17 protein-coding genes are annotated in these 14,280 nt (G+C 40.9%); 10 read left to right on the top strand and 7 right to left on the bottom strand.

Annotated features, from left to right (window positions below):
* On the bottom strand, nucleotides 1–294 hold the full coding sequence (locus ND6B_RS15330) for a hypothetical protein (protein WP_013466154.1): 294 nt from the start codon (nucleotides 292–294) through the stop codon (nucleotides 1–3).
* Nucleotides 295–679: 385 nt separating this feature from the next.
* On the opposite strand from ND6B_RS15330, the gene ND6B_RS15335 reads away from it, so the two are divergent.
* Nucleotides 680–1,276, top strand: coding sequence for a hypothetical protein (locus tag ND6B_RS15335; protein ID WP_028834823.1), 597 nt, complete (start codon nucleotides 680–682; stop codon nucleotides 1,274–1,276).
* A gap of 74 nt (nucleotides 1,277–1,350) precedes the next feature.
* On the opposite strand, the gene ND6B_RS15340 is transcribed toward ND6B_RS15335, so the two are convergent.
* The gene (locus ND6B_RS15340) at nucleotides 1,351–1,731 is read right to left on the bottom strand and encodes a hypothetical protein (protein WP_033102772.1); all 381 of its coding nucleotides are present in this window, start codon (nucleotides 1,729–1,731) and stop codon (nucleotides 1,351–1,353) included.
* 95 nt (nucleotides 1,732–1,826) lie between these two features.
* Between ND6B_RS15340 and ND6B_RS15345 the strand changes: the two genes are divergently transcribed.
* The gene (locus tag ND6B_RS15345) at nucleotides 1,827–2,270 is read left to right on the top strand and encodes a tellurite resistance TerB family protein (protein WP_013466151.1); all 444 of its coding nucleotides are present in this window, start codon (nucleotides 1,827–1,829) and stop codon (nucleotides 2,268–2,270) included.
* A gap of 7 nt (nucleotides 2,271–2,277) precedes the next feature.
* On the opposite strand, the gene ND6B_RS15350 is transcribed toward ND6B_RS15345, so the two are convergent.
* Nucleotides 2,278–2,844 (bottom strand): NADPH-dependent FMN reductase, encoded by a 567-nt coding sequence (locus ND6B_RS15350; protein ID WP_013466150.1) that lies wholly within the window; start codon nucleotides 2,842–2,844, stop codon nucleotides 2,278–2,280.
* Between the two features lie 116 nt (nucleotides 2,845–2,960).
* Between ND6B_RS15350 and ND6B_RS15355 the strand changes: the two genes are divergently transcribed.
* Nucleotides 2,961–3,857, top strand: coding sequence for a LysR family transcriptional regulator (locus ND6B_RS15355; protein WP_013466149.1), 897 nt, complete (start codon nucleotides 2,961–2,963; stop codon nucleotides 3,855–3,857).
* 5 nt (nucleotides 3,858–3,862) lie between these two features.
* Here ND6B_RS15355 and norR read toward each other — a convergent pair whose 3' ends face one another.
* Nucleotides 3,863–5,428 (bottom strand): nitric oxide reductase transcriptional regulator NorR, encoded by a 1,566-nt coding sequence (gene norR / locus ND6B_RS15360; protein WP_033102782.1) that lies wholly within the window; start codon nucleotides 5,426–5,428, stop codon nucleotides 3,863–3,865.
* Nucleotides 5,429–5,593: 165 nt separating this feature from the next.
* Between norR and hmpA the strand changes: the two genes are divergently transcribed.
* The gene (gene hmpA / locus ND6B_RS15365; RefSeq protein ID WP_028834826.1) at nucleotides 5,594–6,775 is read left to right on the top strand and encodes an NO-inducible flavohemoprotein; all 1,182 of its coding nucleotides are present in this window, start codon (nucleotides 5,594–5,596) and stop codon (nucleotides 6,773–6,775) included.
* Between the two features lie 39 nt (nucleotides 6,776–6,814).
* Here hmpA and ND6B_RS15370 read toward each other — a convergent pair whose 3' ends face one another.
* Entirely contained in the window at nucleotides 6,815–7,468 is a 654-nt protein-coding gene (locus ND6B_RS15370; RefSeq protein WP_028834827.1) for an endonuclease, read from the bottom strand.
* Nucleotides 7,469–7,720: 252 nt separating this feature from the next.
* On the opposite strand from ND6B_RS15370, the gene ND6B_RS15375 reads away from it, so the two are divergent.
* Nucleotides 7,721–8,101, top strand: a complete 381-nt coding sequence (locus ND6B_RS15375) for a hypothetical protein (RefSeq protein WP_013466145.1) — start codon at nucleotides 7,721–7,723, stop codon at nucleotides 8,099–8,101.
* A 29-nt stretch (nucleotides 8,102–8,130) separates the two neighbouring features.
* Here ND6B_RS15375 and ND6B_RS15380 read toward each other — a convergent pair whose 3' ends face one another.
* A complete protein-coding gene (locus tag ND6B_RS15380; protein WP_013466144.1) occupies nucleotides 8,131–8,574 on the bottom strand; it encodes a PaaI family thioesterase in 444 nt (147 codons plus the stop codon).
* A 198-nt stretch (nucleotides 8,575–8,772) separates the two neighbouring features.
* Here ND6B_RS15380 and lexA point away from each other — a divergent pair, with 198 nt between their 5' ends.
* The 5 genes from lexA (at nucleotide 8,773) to ND6B_RS15405 (ending at nucleotide 14,059) form a co-directional block, all read left to right on the top strand.
* Nucleotides 8,773–9,390 (top strand): transcriptional repressor LexA, encoded by a 618-nt coding sequence (gene lexA / locus ND6B_RS15385; protein ID WP_008114166.1) that lies wholly within the window; start codon nucleotides 8,773–8,775, stop codon nucleotides 9,388–9,390.
* 493 nt (nucleotides 9,391–9,883) lie between these two features.
* Entirely contained in the window at nucleotides 9,884–11,026 is a 1,143-nt protein-coding gene (coxB, locus tag ND6B_RS15390; RefSeq protein ID WP_013466140.1) for a cytochrome c oxidase subunit II, read from the top strand.
* Nucleotides 11,026–12,618, top strand: a complete 1,593-nt coding sequence (gene ctaD, locus ND6B_RS15395) for a cytochrome c oxidase subunit I (RefSeq protein WP_028834828.1) — start codon at nucleotides 11,026–11,028, stop codon at nucleotides 12,616–12,618. Before coxB ends, ctaD begins: the two co-directional genes overlap by 1 nt.
* Nucleotides 12,618–13,148: a cytochrome c oxidase assembly protein gene (locus tag ND6B_RS15400; RefSeq protein WP_013466139.1), complete on the top strand. Its 531-nt coding sequence runs from the start codon at nucleotides 12,618–12,620 to the stop codon at nucleotides 13,146–13,148. The genes ctaD and ND6B_RS15400 overlap by 1 nt, the downstream gene beginning before the upstream one ends.
* 35 nt (nucleotides 13,149–13,183) lie before the next feature.
* Nucleotides 13,184–14,059 (top strand): cytochrome c oxidase subunit 3, encoded by an 876-nt coding sequence (locus tag ND6B_RS15405; protein WP_028834829.1) that lies wholly within the window; start codon nucleotides 13,184–13,186, stop codon nucleotides 14,057–14,059.
* On the opposite strand, the gene ND6B_RS20525 is transcribed toward ND6B_RS15405, so the two are convergent.
* Nucleotides 13,962–14,270, bottom strand: coding sequence for a DUF2909 family protein (locus ND6B_RS20525; RefSeq protein WP_081745118.1), 309 nt, complete (start codon nucleotides 14,268–14,270; stop codon nucleotides 13,962–13,964). The genes ND6B_RS15405 and ND6B_RS20525 overlap by 98 nt on opposite strands.
* Nucleotides 14,271–14,280 lie beyond the last annotated feature (10 nt).

The raw sequence follows: 14,280 nt of genomic DNA, 5'->3' as shown, positions 1-14,280 counted from the left end.
TTATATTAAAAAACCACGCAATAAGCTTGCTAATGTAATCATTGCCATTAGTAATAAATTGAGAGTTTTAAATTTCTGGTAGCGGACTACCTTTGGGTCGTTGATAGTCGAAAAAAAACCATCTTTAAATGACTCAGCAAGATTGGCATAGGGTGTCCCATCTAATGAATTTTGTGATAATTTTTTCCATTGTTCTGGGTGCTGCTCAGCAAGGTGTTGATATATGTGCAGAGTGTAGCGATTTTGAATAATTAATAGTAAAACGATGATTATTAAGCCGATATATTTTTCCATTTAAATATGTGCTCCGCGCTAAAACTGGCTTTACGTTTATACCAATCCGCAATAATACTCAATCATTTTGCGGGGCTAAACGTGTCGCTATCTGTGTTAAAAAATTCTCATTTAGAACAACTAAATAGCGAATTTCTTGCCTAGCTATCAACCCGTTTTTCCTGCCTCAAAATAGACCGCTTAATTAAGCGAGTTGGTATTAGTTATTTCTCCTTTATCAAACAACGATATTTAATTTCTCATTTTCTTTCAAGCGATATTTTTTTACCAATTAATTAAAGCAAAGCTGCATTGTTCTGTTAATTTTTATTGCTGTTCATCGTGATTATTTTCTTTGTGTTTGCTTAAACGCTAAGCTGATTTTTTACATGTTTAGGGACACATTATGAAATTATTAACAGCTGCAGCGTTTATGCTGGCATCCACTGCTGCATTAGCACGTCCAGCGCCTTTAGTATCAATTCCAAGTCATGATAGCTTTTTCAATAGTATTGCTGCACATTGCGGTAAAGCTTTTGAGGGTAAAGTAACGGTTGATAATGCCACAGGGCCGAGTTCATTTGCCGATAAAAAGTTAATTATGCATGTGCGTAAGTGTAATGACCGTGAGTTACAGGTGCCGTTTCATGTCGGTGATGATGCTTCACGTACGTGGATCATTACTAAAACAGGCAGTGGGTTGAGCCTAAAGCACGATCATCGCCATAAAGATGGCAGCGATGATGTGTCTACTATGTATGGCGGTCATACTGTGGATGCGGGTTTTGCTAATATGCAGTCATTCCCTGCAGATCAATATTCAAAAGAGTTATTTGTTAGCCAAGGCATACCGCAATCGGTAGGCAATACATGGCAAATGTATATTTACCCTGAACAGTTCACTTATCGACTTATTCGCCAAGGTCGCGAATTCCGTGTTGATTTTGATTTAACTAAACCTATCACACCACCGGCTGCGCCGTGGGGATATGGCGTTAACTAACTTAGTTCAGGTTAACTAAAGTAAAACCACAGGCTATTTTAATACTCAGTGGTTTTACTGAAAATAACGAGGTGTTATTTTTTTGAGGTTTTTTTTGCAGGCATTTCACACTGCACAAATACACTGAGCGGTGGCTGATAAGCACGCGGTTTAGTTGGAAAGCGTTGGTACTCCTGCACGCCCTCAGTCACTTTTAACATAAAAGGATTATCGTGACATAAACGATTTGCGTGGCGCAACAAAAACACACTTTGGTTTCTAAAATGTGGGTAGTCGTCAGACTGTATTTCTAAGTGGTAATTGTTAGTGTCTATTTGAGTTTGCTTATAATGCACCTTTTCATCAAAATCATAAAGTCGCTGCATTTCACTTTGCTCTGCCGACACACTCAAACACCCCGTTAATAAACACCAGCTAATAATTCCATGTATGTAATGATTGGCTTTTATACTCATAAACCTTTAACTCCATCTTGATTTTGGGTAGTGTGATCAGCATATCTATTAAACCCGTTATGATATAAGTCTAACACCCAAAAAGGGGAAATGTGATGTTCAAGCAAATTAAACAGCTTTTTTCGAGTATTGATCAGCAAGATTATGATATTGAACAACATGATTTAAAAACAGCGGTTGCCGCATTATTAATTGAGGTAATGCGAGCGGATAACGATTTACAGGCTGATGAGCAACATACGCTAAGTCTAACATTAAAAAAATATTTTGATTTAACGGATGAAGCAGTAGATGAGTTAACCGAGCAAGCAAGTGCAAGCTTAGATGACGCCATTGATTATTTTCAATTTTCTAAGCAAATTAACAATCAATGTAGTGCACAGCAACGCATTGATATAGTTGAATTACTTTGGCGTTTAGCGTACTCCGATGGAGAACTTGATCCACAAGAAGAATACGTTATTCGTCGTGTTGCTAATTTATTGTATGTTACCCATGAAGACTTTATTGCTGCAAAGCTTGCAGCAACAAAGTTATAGTGGCTGCTTATTTAAGCTTACTTGCTACGCTAACTAACTGCTGTGCAAGACCAGCCACTTTTTCAGCGGTAGCGGGGTCGCTAATTCGACCGTTGTCATCTAATAAAGTATGAATAGCCGGTACTGCCAGTTGGTTCGCTAATACTAAGCTGCCAATGCCTGATAATATATCACGCACATGATTTAAGCCCCGTAAACCGCCCAACCCACCTGGTGAGGCTGCATATAACGCGGTTACTTTATTTGCAAATGCAGGCTCTGCGCCTTGTTCGGTGCGCGATGCCCAATCAATAGCATTTTTTAACACGGCGGTAATAGAGCCATTATATTCTGGGCTGGCCAGCAAAATGCCATCGGCTGCGCGAAGTTTGTCTTTAAGTTGTTGTACACCGGCTGGTGTGCCTTGTGCCTCGAGATCTTCATCAAACATAGGAATGGCTAAGTCTGCGAGTTTAATCACTTCTACTTCAGCGCCACTTTCTAAAGCAAAGCGTGCCGCTTCGTTAATGAGTTTTTGATGAAAGCTATCTTTACGTAAGCTACCTGCTAGGGCAATAATTTTTGGTGTTGTCATGAGCTGCTCCTGATAATGAGTTTGTATAATGTGACTTTAACAAATAATCACTTGCAGAAAAGCCAAATAAACGCAAAACTTGTGTGCGTATATGCACAGATTAAAGAGTAGTTATCATGGCAATTCAATTTAATGATTGGCAAGACCTGAAGGTTGCTTACGAGGTAGCGCGCTTAGGTACTTTAACTGCCGCGGCCGAAGTGTTAGATGTTCACCATAGTACGGTGCTCAGGCGAATAAATAACTTAGAAAAAAGCTTAAATGCGCGACTATTTCATCGCCATGCTCGCGGCTACAAAGTCACAGAAATTGGCGCTAAGTTATTTACCACAGCACAAGCGATTAATGGTGAACTAGAGCGCCTACATAATGACATTATTGCTGCAGATAGCACCTTGCAAGGTAGCTTGTTACTCACCACAGTTAGTGGCTTTATTGATGTATTAAGTGAGGTGTGTGAGCAGTTTCAAACCTTGCATCCGCAAGTGCAATTACAAGTGATTATGGATCAAAAACGCTTACGTTTAGATCATGGCCAAGCACATATCGCAGTAAGAGCTGGACCCAGACCGGATGAGGGTGATTATATTGCTCAGCATTTAGCGGCGCTCTCGTCAGGATTTTATGCATCAAAGCATTACATTAGCCGTTATGGGTTGCCACAAACATTAGCGCAACTATCGCTGCATAGCTTTGTGTCAGGTGTAGCAGGGTATAATGCCAAAGTGCCTTACTTTGCATGGGTTGATGAAAATATTCCCCCGTCGCAAGTTAAGCTAAGAGTGTCAGAAACCTCAGAAGCGACCCGCGCCATCGTTAAAGGACTCGGTATTGGCGGATTACAGCATGATGTTGCAGCGCAATACTCTGATTTAGTCCCTGTACTGCCTAATGAACTGAGTTGGCCAACCGATTTGTGGCTGGTTACGCATCATTTAGTGCATCGAACGGCAAAAGTTCAAGCGTTTAGTCAGCTATTAAAAAATTATTTTAGGCAGCGAAAGTTAAGTTAAAAAGGCTACAACGATTTTTTTATTGAAACACCTAAGCGCTTGGCTAGCCGCGTTAAGTTAGCGCGGTCGACCTGTAAACTACGCGCTGTGCTTGCCCAGTTATAATTATGTTGTTTAAGTTGCTGTATTATAAGTTGCTGAGTATAGGTATCTATGGCTTGCTTTAACGAAATGTTGTTTGCTAAAGGTGGGATTACAAGCTGGTTTGAGTGTTCAAGAGCCAAGGTGTTAACAGCGCTTAAATTTAGCTCACAATGCGCAGGTTCAATAGTAATAATTGGTTGCTGCCACTGATGTTGTTTAGCCTTTAATGCAGCCCGATTAATCACATGCTCAAGCTCCCTCACATTGCCTGGCCAGTCATATTTTTTAAGCAGCAGTTGCGTTTCAATACTGAGTTTTAGCTGTTTAATAGCGAGCTTGCGGGCTGTTTTTTCTGCAAAATAACCGGCTAATAAAATAACATCTTCATCACGGGCTTTCAATGGAGCGACTGTGAGTGGATAAACACTTAATCGATGGTACAAATCGGCGCGAAACCGTCCTTGTGTTACTTCGTGTTTTAGGTCGCGATTGGTTGCTGCAATCACTCTAACATCGACATATTTAAGTTCATCTTCGCCAACGGTTTGTACTTCGCCACTTTGCAGTACGCGTAATAATTTACTTTGCATAGCCAGAGGCAGCTCGCCGATTTCATCTAAAAATAAGGTGCCGCCATCGGCTAACTGAAATTTACCTTGGCGGGCATTTTGGGCGCCGGTAAAAGCGCCTTTTGCATGGCCAAAAAATTCACTTTCTGCGAGGTTTTCAGGCAGTGATGCACAATTTAAATGAATTAATGGCTGATCTTTACGTGCGGAGTGTAAGTGAATATTACGTGCCACCAACTCTTTGCCGACCCCAGTATCACCTAAAATAAGGACACTAAAGTTTGATGCCGCAACCAGTTTTATCTCATTTTTAAGCGTTTGTATTGCAGAGCTTTGGCCAATAATTTCACCACCATCACGTTTGAGCGCCTCACGGTTTAACGCTTGTACTAATTCACTAGAGTGCTGCGCATGTTGTTTGTAATGGGCAAGCTCTAGGGCTGTTTTAAAGTGCGCACTGCACAAGGTTTGTAAGGTGTTGAGTGTATCAGTGGTAATACCGTCAAACGCATTGGCGTTAAGGCTATCAAAGGTCAGAATGCCAAGTAGTGCGTTTTTATCATAAAGGGGTAACCCTAAGCAGGCATGCACTGGAATATCACCGGTTTTAGCCAGTAGTAGCCCGTCGTATGGATCAGGTAGTGGACAGTCATGTGCAAATTGCAGAGCCAAACGACTACTGCAGATGGCTTTAAGGCGAGGATGCTCCGCAATATCAAAACGTCGTCCTAGGCTATCGGGCATAAGGCCTTTAATGGCTAAGGGTTTTAATTGCTCACCTTGGCGAATCAATAATGCACTGGCATCGCTGGGAATAACACGTTCAACCGTGGCTAAAAGTTGCTCAAAACTGTGAGCATGTAACGTACTTTGCGCAAGTTCTAATGCAACTTGCGTCAGGTTGAATTGTTGGTTCATGTCAAAATGACCTGTTAGTGTATTTTTACAGGTTTTATAGTAGGTCATAAAGACTCATCTTGTAAAGCGAGTTAATTTAACCTGTTGAATATTATAGGTTTAATTAGTTGGCACGCTCTGTGTAATGCTAAATGCAAGCAGTTAGTTATTACATAGGAAATAAACATGTTATCCGATAAAACCATACAAATAGTTAAAAGCACGGTGCCATTGCTTGCAGAGGCAGGTACGGTCGTAACCGATCATTTTTACAAGCGCATGTTTAGTCATAATCCCGAACTTAAACATATTTTTAATATGACTAATCAAGAAACGGGTCGTCAGCAATTTGCATTATTTAATGCATTGGCTGCGTACGCGCAAAATATTGATAATTTAGCCGTGTTAAAAGAGGCGCTAGCGCGAATTAATCATAAGCATACCAGCTTAAATATTTTACCTGAGCATTATCCTATTGTGGGCGCACATTTAATCGGTACGTTAAAAGAGCTTATTCCTGAGCAGTTTACTGCCGATGTTGAATATGCGTGGCGCGAAGCCTACGGTGTACTTGCTGATATTTGTATTACCGAAGAAGCGGCATTGTATGCGCACAGTAAAAACAACCATGGTGGCTGGGCAGGCACGCGCCAGTTTGAAATTACTGATAAACATATTGAATCTGAATTCGTAACTAGTTTTACGCTGACACCTGTGGATGGTAAAGCAGTTATTACCTACAAGCCAGGACAGTACATTGGCATTAAAGTTAAGCCTGAGGGCGCAGAATATGAAGAGATCCGCCAGTATTCTATTTCGCAAAAGAGCAATGCTAAAAACTATCGTATTAGCGTTAAAAAAGAGTGCCAACCAAAGCCTGGCGTGGTGTCTAATTATTTACACTCACTAGAGCAAGGCGCACGAGTAGAGTTATACCCGCCAGCGGGAGATTTCATTTTAAAAAATGAGGCAACTCCAGTGGTACTTATTTCAGCAGGCGTTGGCCAAACCCCGATGATGGCGATGCTGCAAACGCTACTTAGTGGTGATAAAAATCAAGCGATTAGTTATTTGCACGCGTGTGAAAACAGCCGCGAATTTTCATTTAAAGGGTATTTAGCGCAGCAAACGGCAATGCATCCACAGCTAAAAACATTTACTTGGTTTAATCAAGGTGGCGAGGAGTGTGATTTCACTGGGCTAATGGATTTATCGGTGCTTGAGGCATCATTACCTATTAGCGAAGGGGCATTTTATTTGTGTGGACCAGCATCATTTATGGCTTACGTAAAAGGCCAGCTACTTGATTTAGGTGTGCAAAGCTCAAACATTCACTACGAAATATTTGGACCACACCAAGCGTTATAGGTTAATTAAAAGCGTGTGTTACACGCTTTTAATTTAAACTTACAGCTTTTTACTATTTGTGTTAGCAGCATAAGCTTGTTGTTGCCAAGCATTAAATAGCTTTTGTTGTTTAGCTGAAATTTTTAAACCATACGTTTTTTGCATGTAAGCGTACGCATCGGCAATGCGTTTACGTGCATGAACAGGCGGTTCAACAACACGTTGTTTAAAATTAACTTTAACCTCACAGCGACCATATTGCGTCGCGTTTTGGGCTAACATGCCAAAGCGGTAGTTTGAGCGATCGGCGTTAATTTCACCAATTGCAGGGGCTAAATTGTTTATATCGGCTTCCATCAAGCGAAACTTAGCGCTAACTTTGCGGCAGTTTTTACGCCCACCATCTTGCCAACATTGTAACTGGTGACCAAATTCCCATGCAGGGACAATATGTTCCCATTCAATTCGCAGGGCACGTTGATTTACTTTGCCTGAGCGGGTTAGTGTGTTGCGAGGCACGTAGCCACAATGGGTAGGGTCGGGTACCAACTTTTTGCCTTGTTTTTTTATATCGCAACCACAATAAATACTTTTAGCGTTTTCGGGAAGGGTATTAATTAAGTGCTTTTTGGCACTCGAAAACCGCGTAAATTGTTCGCCCATTGCTGAAAAACAAGCACAGCAAGCCAACAAAGCTAAAATAAACCGAATCATATCCATCACATACGTGAACTACAGGAGCGGCTAGTTTAAGGCCTAGAATAAAAAAGTAAACTGCCGCCGGCATGCTTTAATTTTAATTTGCGTATTTTGTGTAGGGCGTTTTTTAGGAGTAAATAGTGGGCAATATTCAGAGGCTAACGCTAAAAACGCGTTAATGCAGTGATTCCTGCGTTGTTGATTTGGTATAACGGTAAAACTGCGTTAAAGTTTGCAATGAGATTAATAGAGGGTAAAAACGAGATAATGTCGGAAATTCAATTTTTAAATGTAGATCTAGAGCTTGAGTCAAAGCAAGATATTAGCGTATTAGTTGCTGATTTAAAAAAGGTCGCAACTATTTTACATTATGATAAAGACGAATACCGTCAACTTGCTCGCATTGAGGTTGCAGGTGAAATAACCACGCCAGATAAAGCGATTAATCACTTGTGTGAGTTAATCGAGTCGTGTTCACGCAATGCATTAAAGCAATGGTTGAGTTGTTCACGCAGAACTTTCGATATTGGGTTTGAGTCTGGCACTTCGCCAAAATGCTTTAACCAAGCCTTACATGCAGATACCTTGTTACGTATATCTGCAATTGGTGCAGGCGTAGAAATTACTATTTACCCTTTCGAAAAGTAATTTAATTTCAACCTTGGTTAATTGACTTACTAGCCTTTTCGCTCTACTACGGCTGCGGTCATACGTGATACGCAGCAAAGCTCATTGCGGCTATTGGTTATTTTAATATCCCAAACCGAGCTGCGCTTGCCGATATGATAAGCTCTCGCTGTGGCCGTTAATGTGCCATTGCGTGATGCCTTTAAATGACTTGCACTGATCTCTTGGCCAACACAATAAAACCGATTGAAATCAACCACAAAATTAGCGGCATAACTTGCTACTGTTTCAGCAAGCACCACATTTGCACCACCATGAACGATACCCATAGGGTTATGATGCTCTGGAATTGCCGGCATAGTTGCCACTAAGTAGTCATCACCAATTTCACTGATTTCTATTCCCATGGTTTTCATGAGTGTCCCTTGGCCTGTAATACCTTGATCTAATTGCTTACAAAACTCTAATGTAATCGGTTGATGCCAAATACTCATGCTAGCTCCTTGGATAAGTAATTGAGAATTAAAATTTATTAATATGATAATGCGTTGCTAATAATTACATTTATCACCCTGCTTTTAAAGTAGGTTATTGTTTGATGATAACGGCATATAAGGCATTAATTTATATTTGCGATTTTTAAATAACTGTATATACTCACAGTTAATTGTACTGTATGGAAAACCAGTTGTATGCGACCATTAACGAAACGCCAAGCGCAAATACTCGAACTCATTAAAGTGTTTATTAAAGACACTGGTATGCCTCCTACACGTGCCGAAATTGCACAAACACTGGGTTTTAAAAGTGCGAATGCTGCAGAAGAACACTTAAAAGCACTGGCCAAAAAAGGTGTGATTAAAATGAAGCCAGGCGCGAGTCGGGGCATTCAGCTTGTTGAAGAAGAGGAGCCAGAGCAGTTAGGCTTACCTTTAATTGGCAGGGTGGCTGCCGGTGAGCCTATATTGGCGCAACAGCATGTAGAAAGCCACTGTAAAATTGACCCTTTAATGTTTAAACCTGCGGCCGATTTTTTATTGCGTGTTAACGGTATGAGTATGAAAGACATTGGTATTATGGATGGTGATTTACTTGCTGTGCATAAAACCCAAGTTGCCGAAAATGGACAAGTTATTGTTGCCCGTGTTGACGACGATGTAACCGTGAAGCGTTTAGAAAAAGCGGGCAGAAAAGTACTCTTACATGCTGAAAATGATGAGTTTTCAGCTATTGAGGTCGATTTAGAAAATGAGTCGTTCAATATTGAAGGCTTAGCGGTAGGTGTTATTCGTAACGCTGACTGGATGTAGTATTAAAGCATAATTTAGCGCTTAATAGTGATTAGGCGCTGGGTTTGTTAGCAGCACAATGTCTAACTTATCAAATGTATGACTATATGTTGTTAAGTGCTTCTCCTATCATAAATAAAATCACTAAATACTTTATAAATAAACAAATTTACTCTGCTTTTTTAAGTTAACAATTTTTTATATTTCTATCCTGTAATTTCAATACACCCCTTACTAAACCTGACTCTTAGATTAATTGCCTGACTAGTTGCTATTTTTTTAGCTGCGCATTTTAAAAAATACACCTTGTTTATTTTTCATACTCACCTTGCTTATTGTTTATTTTTTAACTAGTTATTAAAGAGCTGGAATAAAAATAACTCACAGCTTAGTCGTTTTGAGAACACACATTTACTAAATCCAGCACCCTTATAAAAAATAAAAATAACGAATAGGCGTTTAAGCCGTATGCCTCTTCGCTTTGCGTCAGCAATAGCATCAAAGGAGCCGTCACATGGGTAAGCTGAGTTCTTCCTTGTGGCTTATATTGTTTGTTTTTTCGCAGAATGTGCTTGCTAATAGCCAATATAATATGCGTAAAGGCGTAACCGATATAAGTAATAATGTATACCAACTGCACATGACTATTTTTTTAATATGTTGTGTGATTGGGGTGATCGTGTTTGCCATTATGTTTTGGGCACTCATTCATCATCGCAAATCTAAAGGGGCTGTCCCTGCCCAATTCCATGAAAGCACCAAAGTAGAAATACTGTGGACTGCGATCCCTTTTGTCATATTAATTGTTATGGCCATTCCTGCGACTAAAACCTTAATTGCCATGGAGGATGCCAGCAAAGCTGATCTCACCATTAAAATTACAGGCTCACAGTGGAAGTGGCATTACGAGTATATGGGGGAGGACGTTGAGTTTTATTCCATGCTAGCTACACCTCAAAATGAAATAACCAACCTTGCTGATAAAAACCCGAATTATTTACTCGAGGTCGATAAACCGCTGGTACTACCAATTAATCAAAAAGTACGTTTTTTAATGACTTCAGATGATGTTATTCACTCATGGTGGGTGCCTGACTTTGCCGTTAAAAAAGATGCAAACCCTGGGTTTATTAATGAAACATGGACCAATATTAATGAGGTTGGTACTTACCGTGGGCAGTGTGCAGAGCTTTGCGGTAAAGATCATGGTTTTATGCCTGTTGTGGTAGAAGCTAAAACTGAAGAAGACTTCAAAACGTGGTTAGCAGAGGCTAAACAAGCCAAGCAAAAAGCAGCTGCAGCAGACGCTGCGTTATTAGACCAAGTTGTACCAAAAGAAGAGCTGATGGCGCTTGGTGAGCAGGTTTATATGGCGAGCTGCGCGGCGTGCCATCAGCCAACAGGATTAGGCTTGCCGGGTGTTTTTCCGGCTCTTAAAGGCAGCCCAATAGTCATAGGTGATATCAAAGGGCATATAGATATTTTGCTCCACGGTAAACCAGGTACGGCTATGCAGTCTTTCGCAAAGCAATTATCAATCAAGCAAATAGCAGCTGTTATTACCTATAAACGCAACGCGTGGGGTAATGACACTGGTGATGTAATTCAACCGAGCGAGATACAAGCGGCACTGGATGCTGATGGGGAGGCTAAATAATGAGTAGCATTGCAGAACAACCTAATACCAATGAGGCTCATCATGCCCATCAACCTGCCACAGGCTTTAAGCGCTGGTTATTTACAACCAACCATAAAGATATAGGTAGCTTATATTTAATTTTTTCACTCACCATGTTTTTAATTGGTGGGGCAATGGCGATGGTTATTCGAGCTGAGTTATTTCAGCCGGGCCTACAACTGGTTGATCCTCACTTTTTTAATCAAATGACCACAGTGCATGGTTTAATAATGGTGTTTGGTGCGGTTATGCCAGCCTTTACCGGCTTGGCAAACTGGATGATCCCGCTAATGATTGGTGCGCCAGATATGGCCTTACCGAGAATGAATAACTGGAGCTTTTGGATTTTACCGTTTGCGTTTTTAATCCTATTAGCTTCATTATTTATGCCTGGTGGTGGCCCTGCATTTGGTTGGACCTTTTACGCGCCGCTTTCCACCACTTATAGTAACGACAACACAGCAATGTTTGTATTTGCTGTGCATATTATGGGTATTAGTTCGATTATGGGGGCCATTAATGTGGTGGTCACCATAGTAAATATGCGTGCTCCGGGTATGACGTGGATGAAGCTGCCGTTATTTGTGTGGACATGGTTGATCACGGCGTTTTTACTTATTGCAGTTATGCCGGTACTTGCTGGTGCAGTTACTATGGTGCTCACCGATAAATACTTCGCGACCAGTTTCTTTGATGCCGCTGGTGGTGGCGATCCGGTGATGTTCCAACATATTTTTTGGTTTTTTGGTCACCCTGAAGTTTATATTATGATTTTGCCTGCCTTTGGCATTATTTCTACGATTGTTCCCACCTTTTCACGTAAAAAACTATTTGGTTATGCCTCTATGGTGTATGCCACCTCCTCCATTGCCTTGTTGAGCTTTATTGTGTGGGCGCATCATATGTTTACCACTGGTATGCCCGTGGCGGGTGAGTTGTTTTTTATGTACGCGACTATGCTGATATCGGTACCTACCGGCGTAAAAGTATTTAACTGGGTAGCGACTATGTGGCGCGGGTCTATTAGCTTTGAAGTGCCAATGCTGTTTAGTATCGCATTTATTGTGTTGTTTACTTTAGGTGGTTTTTCGGGGTTGATGCTAGCGATTACACCTGCCGATTTCCAATATCATGATACCTATTTTGTGGTTGCACACTTTCATTATGTACTCGTAACGGGCGCGGTGTTTTCTATTATGGCGGGGGCTTATTATTGGCTGCCAAAATGGACCGGAAACATGTTCAATATTACCTTAGCAAAATGGCATTTTTGGTTGTCGTTAATAAGTGTAAATGTGCTGTTTTTCCCAATGCATTTTGTGGGGTTAGCCGGTATGCCACGCCGTATTCCAGATTATGCGCTACAGTTTGCTGATTTTAACGCCATTATTAGTATAGGTGGGTTTGCCTTTGGTTTATCGCAATTATTATTTGTGGTGGTTGTGTATAAATGTGCAAAAGGGGGCGACAAAGTGCCTGCAAAAGTTTGGGATGGAGCTGAGGGGCTTGAATGGGAAGTTGATTCACCTGCGCCTTATCATACGTTCTCAACGCCGCCGGACATTAAATAATGACTCACTTGCCGTTATTAAAAAAGCTGGTGGTGATTTGCATTGCAATGTTTGCATTTGCATTTGCCATGGTCCCTTTGTATGACGTGTTTTGCGATATAACGGGGCTTAATGGTAAGCCCTCGTTAGAGCAGGCACAGCAAAGTACCTTGGTCACTGAAAATAGAGAAGTCAGCGTTAGTTTCACTACGCATGCGCAAAGTGGTGCGCCTTTTGAAGTTAAATCTAAAGAGTACAGTGTAGATGTAAAGCCTGGGGCTATGCGTGAAGTTAAGTTTAGCGCTAAAAATAACAGTAATGAAGATAAAGTAATGCAGGCTATACCGTCGGTAGCACCAGGAAAAGCGGCCAAGTATTTACACAAAATAGCGTGTTTTTGCTTTGATCAGCAACCGTTAAAGGCAGGTGAAGAGCTGGAGTTTACATTATTGTTTTATGTAGATACTGAATTACCCAGTGATGTAGAAGAGTTAACCCTGTCTTATACCGTATTTGATATTAGCGAGCGGCTAGTAGCCAGTAATAACTAGCTTATAAAACTAGTGAAAAACTAGGAGCAAATAAAATGAATCAAAAATATGAACATTATTATGTACCAGAGCAAAGTCCATGGCCAATAGTTGGGGCAGTTGCGTTATTTTTTATTGCGGTAGGCGCAGCCTTAACCGTAATGGATATGGGCAAAGAGGGTGGTAATGGCGTTTACTTGTTATACGTAGGTATAGCTGTACTCCTTTACATGCTGTTTAGCTGGTTTAAAAATGTCATACACGAGTCTGATCAAGGGCTTTATTCTGCACAAATGGACCGTTCTTTTAGGCAAGGTATGAGCTGGTTTATTTTTTCAGAAGTGATGTTCTTCATGGCATTTTTTGGGGCGCTTTTTTATGCTCGCATGTTTTCTGTGCCTTGGCTTGGAGGTGCGGATAACAACGCCATGACAAATGAAGTATTGTGGCCGACGTTTGAAGCCATGTGGCCATTGCTAAATACCCCAGGAGGCACTTCGACCCAAGCGATGGGCTGGCAAGGGTTGCCGCTTATCAACACCCTTATTTTGCTGGCCTCGTCGGTAACTTTACATTTTGCCCATGTGGCGATGGAAAATAATAAACGTACCCCACTCAAAGTATGCTTGGGAGCGACCATTTTACTCGGAGTGTGCTTTTTAGGGCTGCAGGTAGAAGAGTATATATATGCTTATAACGATCTTAACTTAACCCTTGATGCGGGCATTTATGGCAATACCTTCTTTTTGTTAACCGGCTTTCACGGCATGCACGTCACCTTAGGAACAATTATTTTATTGGTGGTGTTTTTACGCATTATGAAAGGACATTTCACTAAAGATAAGCACTTTGCCTTTCAAGCTGCAGCTTGGTACTGGCATTTTGTTGATGTTGTTTGGCTGTGTTTGTTTGTATTTGTGTATGTGCTTTAGTGATTAAGGGAGACTGATTTGCCTTAATAAAACCAAGTTTTAGTGCGGCAATCACCATCACTAATACCACAACAGAAAATAACACCCGACGCCCTAAAAAGTGAGACATAGGGCGTCCATTGGTTTTCCCTGACACCATAATTAATAAAGCACGAAATAAATTAAATAATATAAATAATAACAGTAGAACAATAATAATTTTAATAATCACTGGATTATAC

Origin of the sequence: Pseudoalteromonas sp. ND6B, assembly GCF_000764215.1 — a bacterium.
Classification (GTDB): Bacteria; Pseudomonadota; Gammaproteobacteria; order Enterobacterales; family Alteromonadaceae; genus Pseudoalteromonas; species Pseudoalteromonas tetraodonis.
This window is presented reverse-complemented; position numbering and strand designations above follow the sequence as displayed.

Excerpts from the sequence above, each read along its gene's own strand:
- ND6B_RS15330 (WP_013466154.1), bottom strand. The coding sequence starts at position 294 with ATGGAAAAATATATCGGCTTAATAATCATCGTTTTACTATTAATTATT.
- ND6B_RS15335 (WP_028834823.1), top strand. The coding sequence starts at position 680 with ATGAAATTATTAACAGCTGCAGCGTTTATGCTGGCATCCACTGCTGCA.
- ND6B_RS15340 (WP_033102772.1), bottom strand. The coding sequence starts at position 1,731 with ATGAGTATAAAAGCCAATCATTACATACATGGAATTATTAGCTGGTGT.
- ND6B_RS15345 (WP_013466151.1), top strand. The coding sequence starts at position 1,827 with ATGTTCAAGCAAATTAAACAGCTTTTTTCGAGTATTGATCAGCAAGAT.
- ND6B_RS15350 (WP_013466150.1), bottom strand. The coding sequence starts at position 2,844 with ATGACAACACCAAAAATTATTGCCCTAGCAGGTAGCTTACGTAAAGAT.
- ND6B_RS15355 (WP_013466149.1), top strand. The coding sequence starts at position 2,961 with ATGGCAATTCAATTTAATGATTGGCAAGACCTGAAGGTTGCTTACGAG.
- norR (WP_033102782.1), bottom strand. The coding sequence starts at position 5,428 with ATGAACCAACAATTCAACCTGACGCAAGTTGCATTAGAACTTGCGCAA.
- hmpA (WP_028834826.1), top strand. The coding sequence starts at position 5,594 with ATGTTATCCGATAAAACCATACAAATAGTTAAAAGCACGGTGCCATTG.
- ND6B_RS15370 (WP_028834827.1), bottom strand. The coding sequence starts at position 7,468 with ATGATTCGGTTTATTTTAGCTTTGTTGGCTTGCTGTGCTTGTTTTTCA.
- ND6B_RS15375 (WP_013466145.1), top strand. The coding sequence starts at position 7,721 with ATGTCGGAAATTCAATTTTTAAATGTAGATCTAGAGCTTGAGTCAAAG.
- ND6B_RS15380 (WP_013466144.1), bottom strand. The coding sequence starts at position 8,574 with ATGAGTATTTGGCATCAACCGATTACATTAGAGTTTTGTAAGCAATTA.
- lexA (WP_008114166.1), top strand. The coding sequence starts at position 8,773 with ATGCGACCATTAACGAAACGCCAAGCGCAAATACTCGAACTCATTAAA.
- coxB (WP_013466140.1), top strand. The coding sequence starts at position 9,884 with ATGGGTAAGCTGAGTTCTTCCTTGTGGCTTATATTGTTTGTTTTTTCG.
- ctaD (WP_028834828.1), top strand. The coding sequence starts at position 11,026 with ATGAGTAGCATTGCAGAACAACCTAATACCAATGAGGCTCATCATGCC.
- ND6B_RS15400 (WP_013466139.1), top strand. The coding sequence starts at position 12,618 with ATGACTCACTTGCCGTTATTAAAAAAGCTGGTGGTGATTTGCATTGCA.
- ND6B_RS15405 (WP_028834829.1), top strand. The coding sequence starts at position 13,184 with ATGAATCAAAAATATGAACATTATTATGTACCAGAGCAAAGTCCATGG.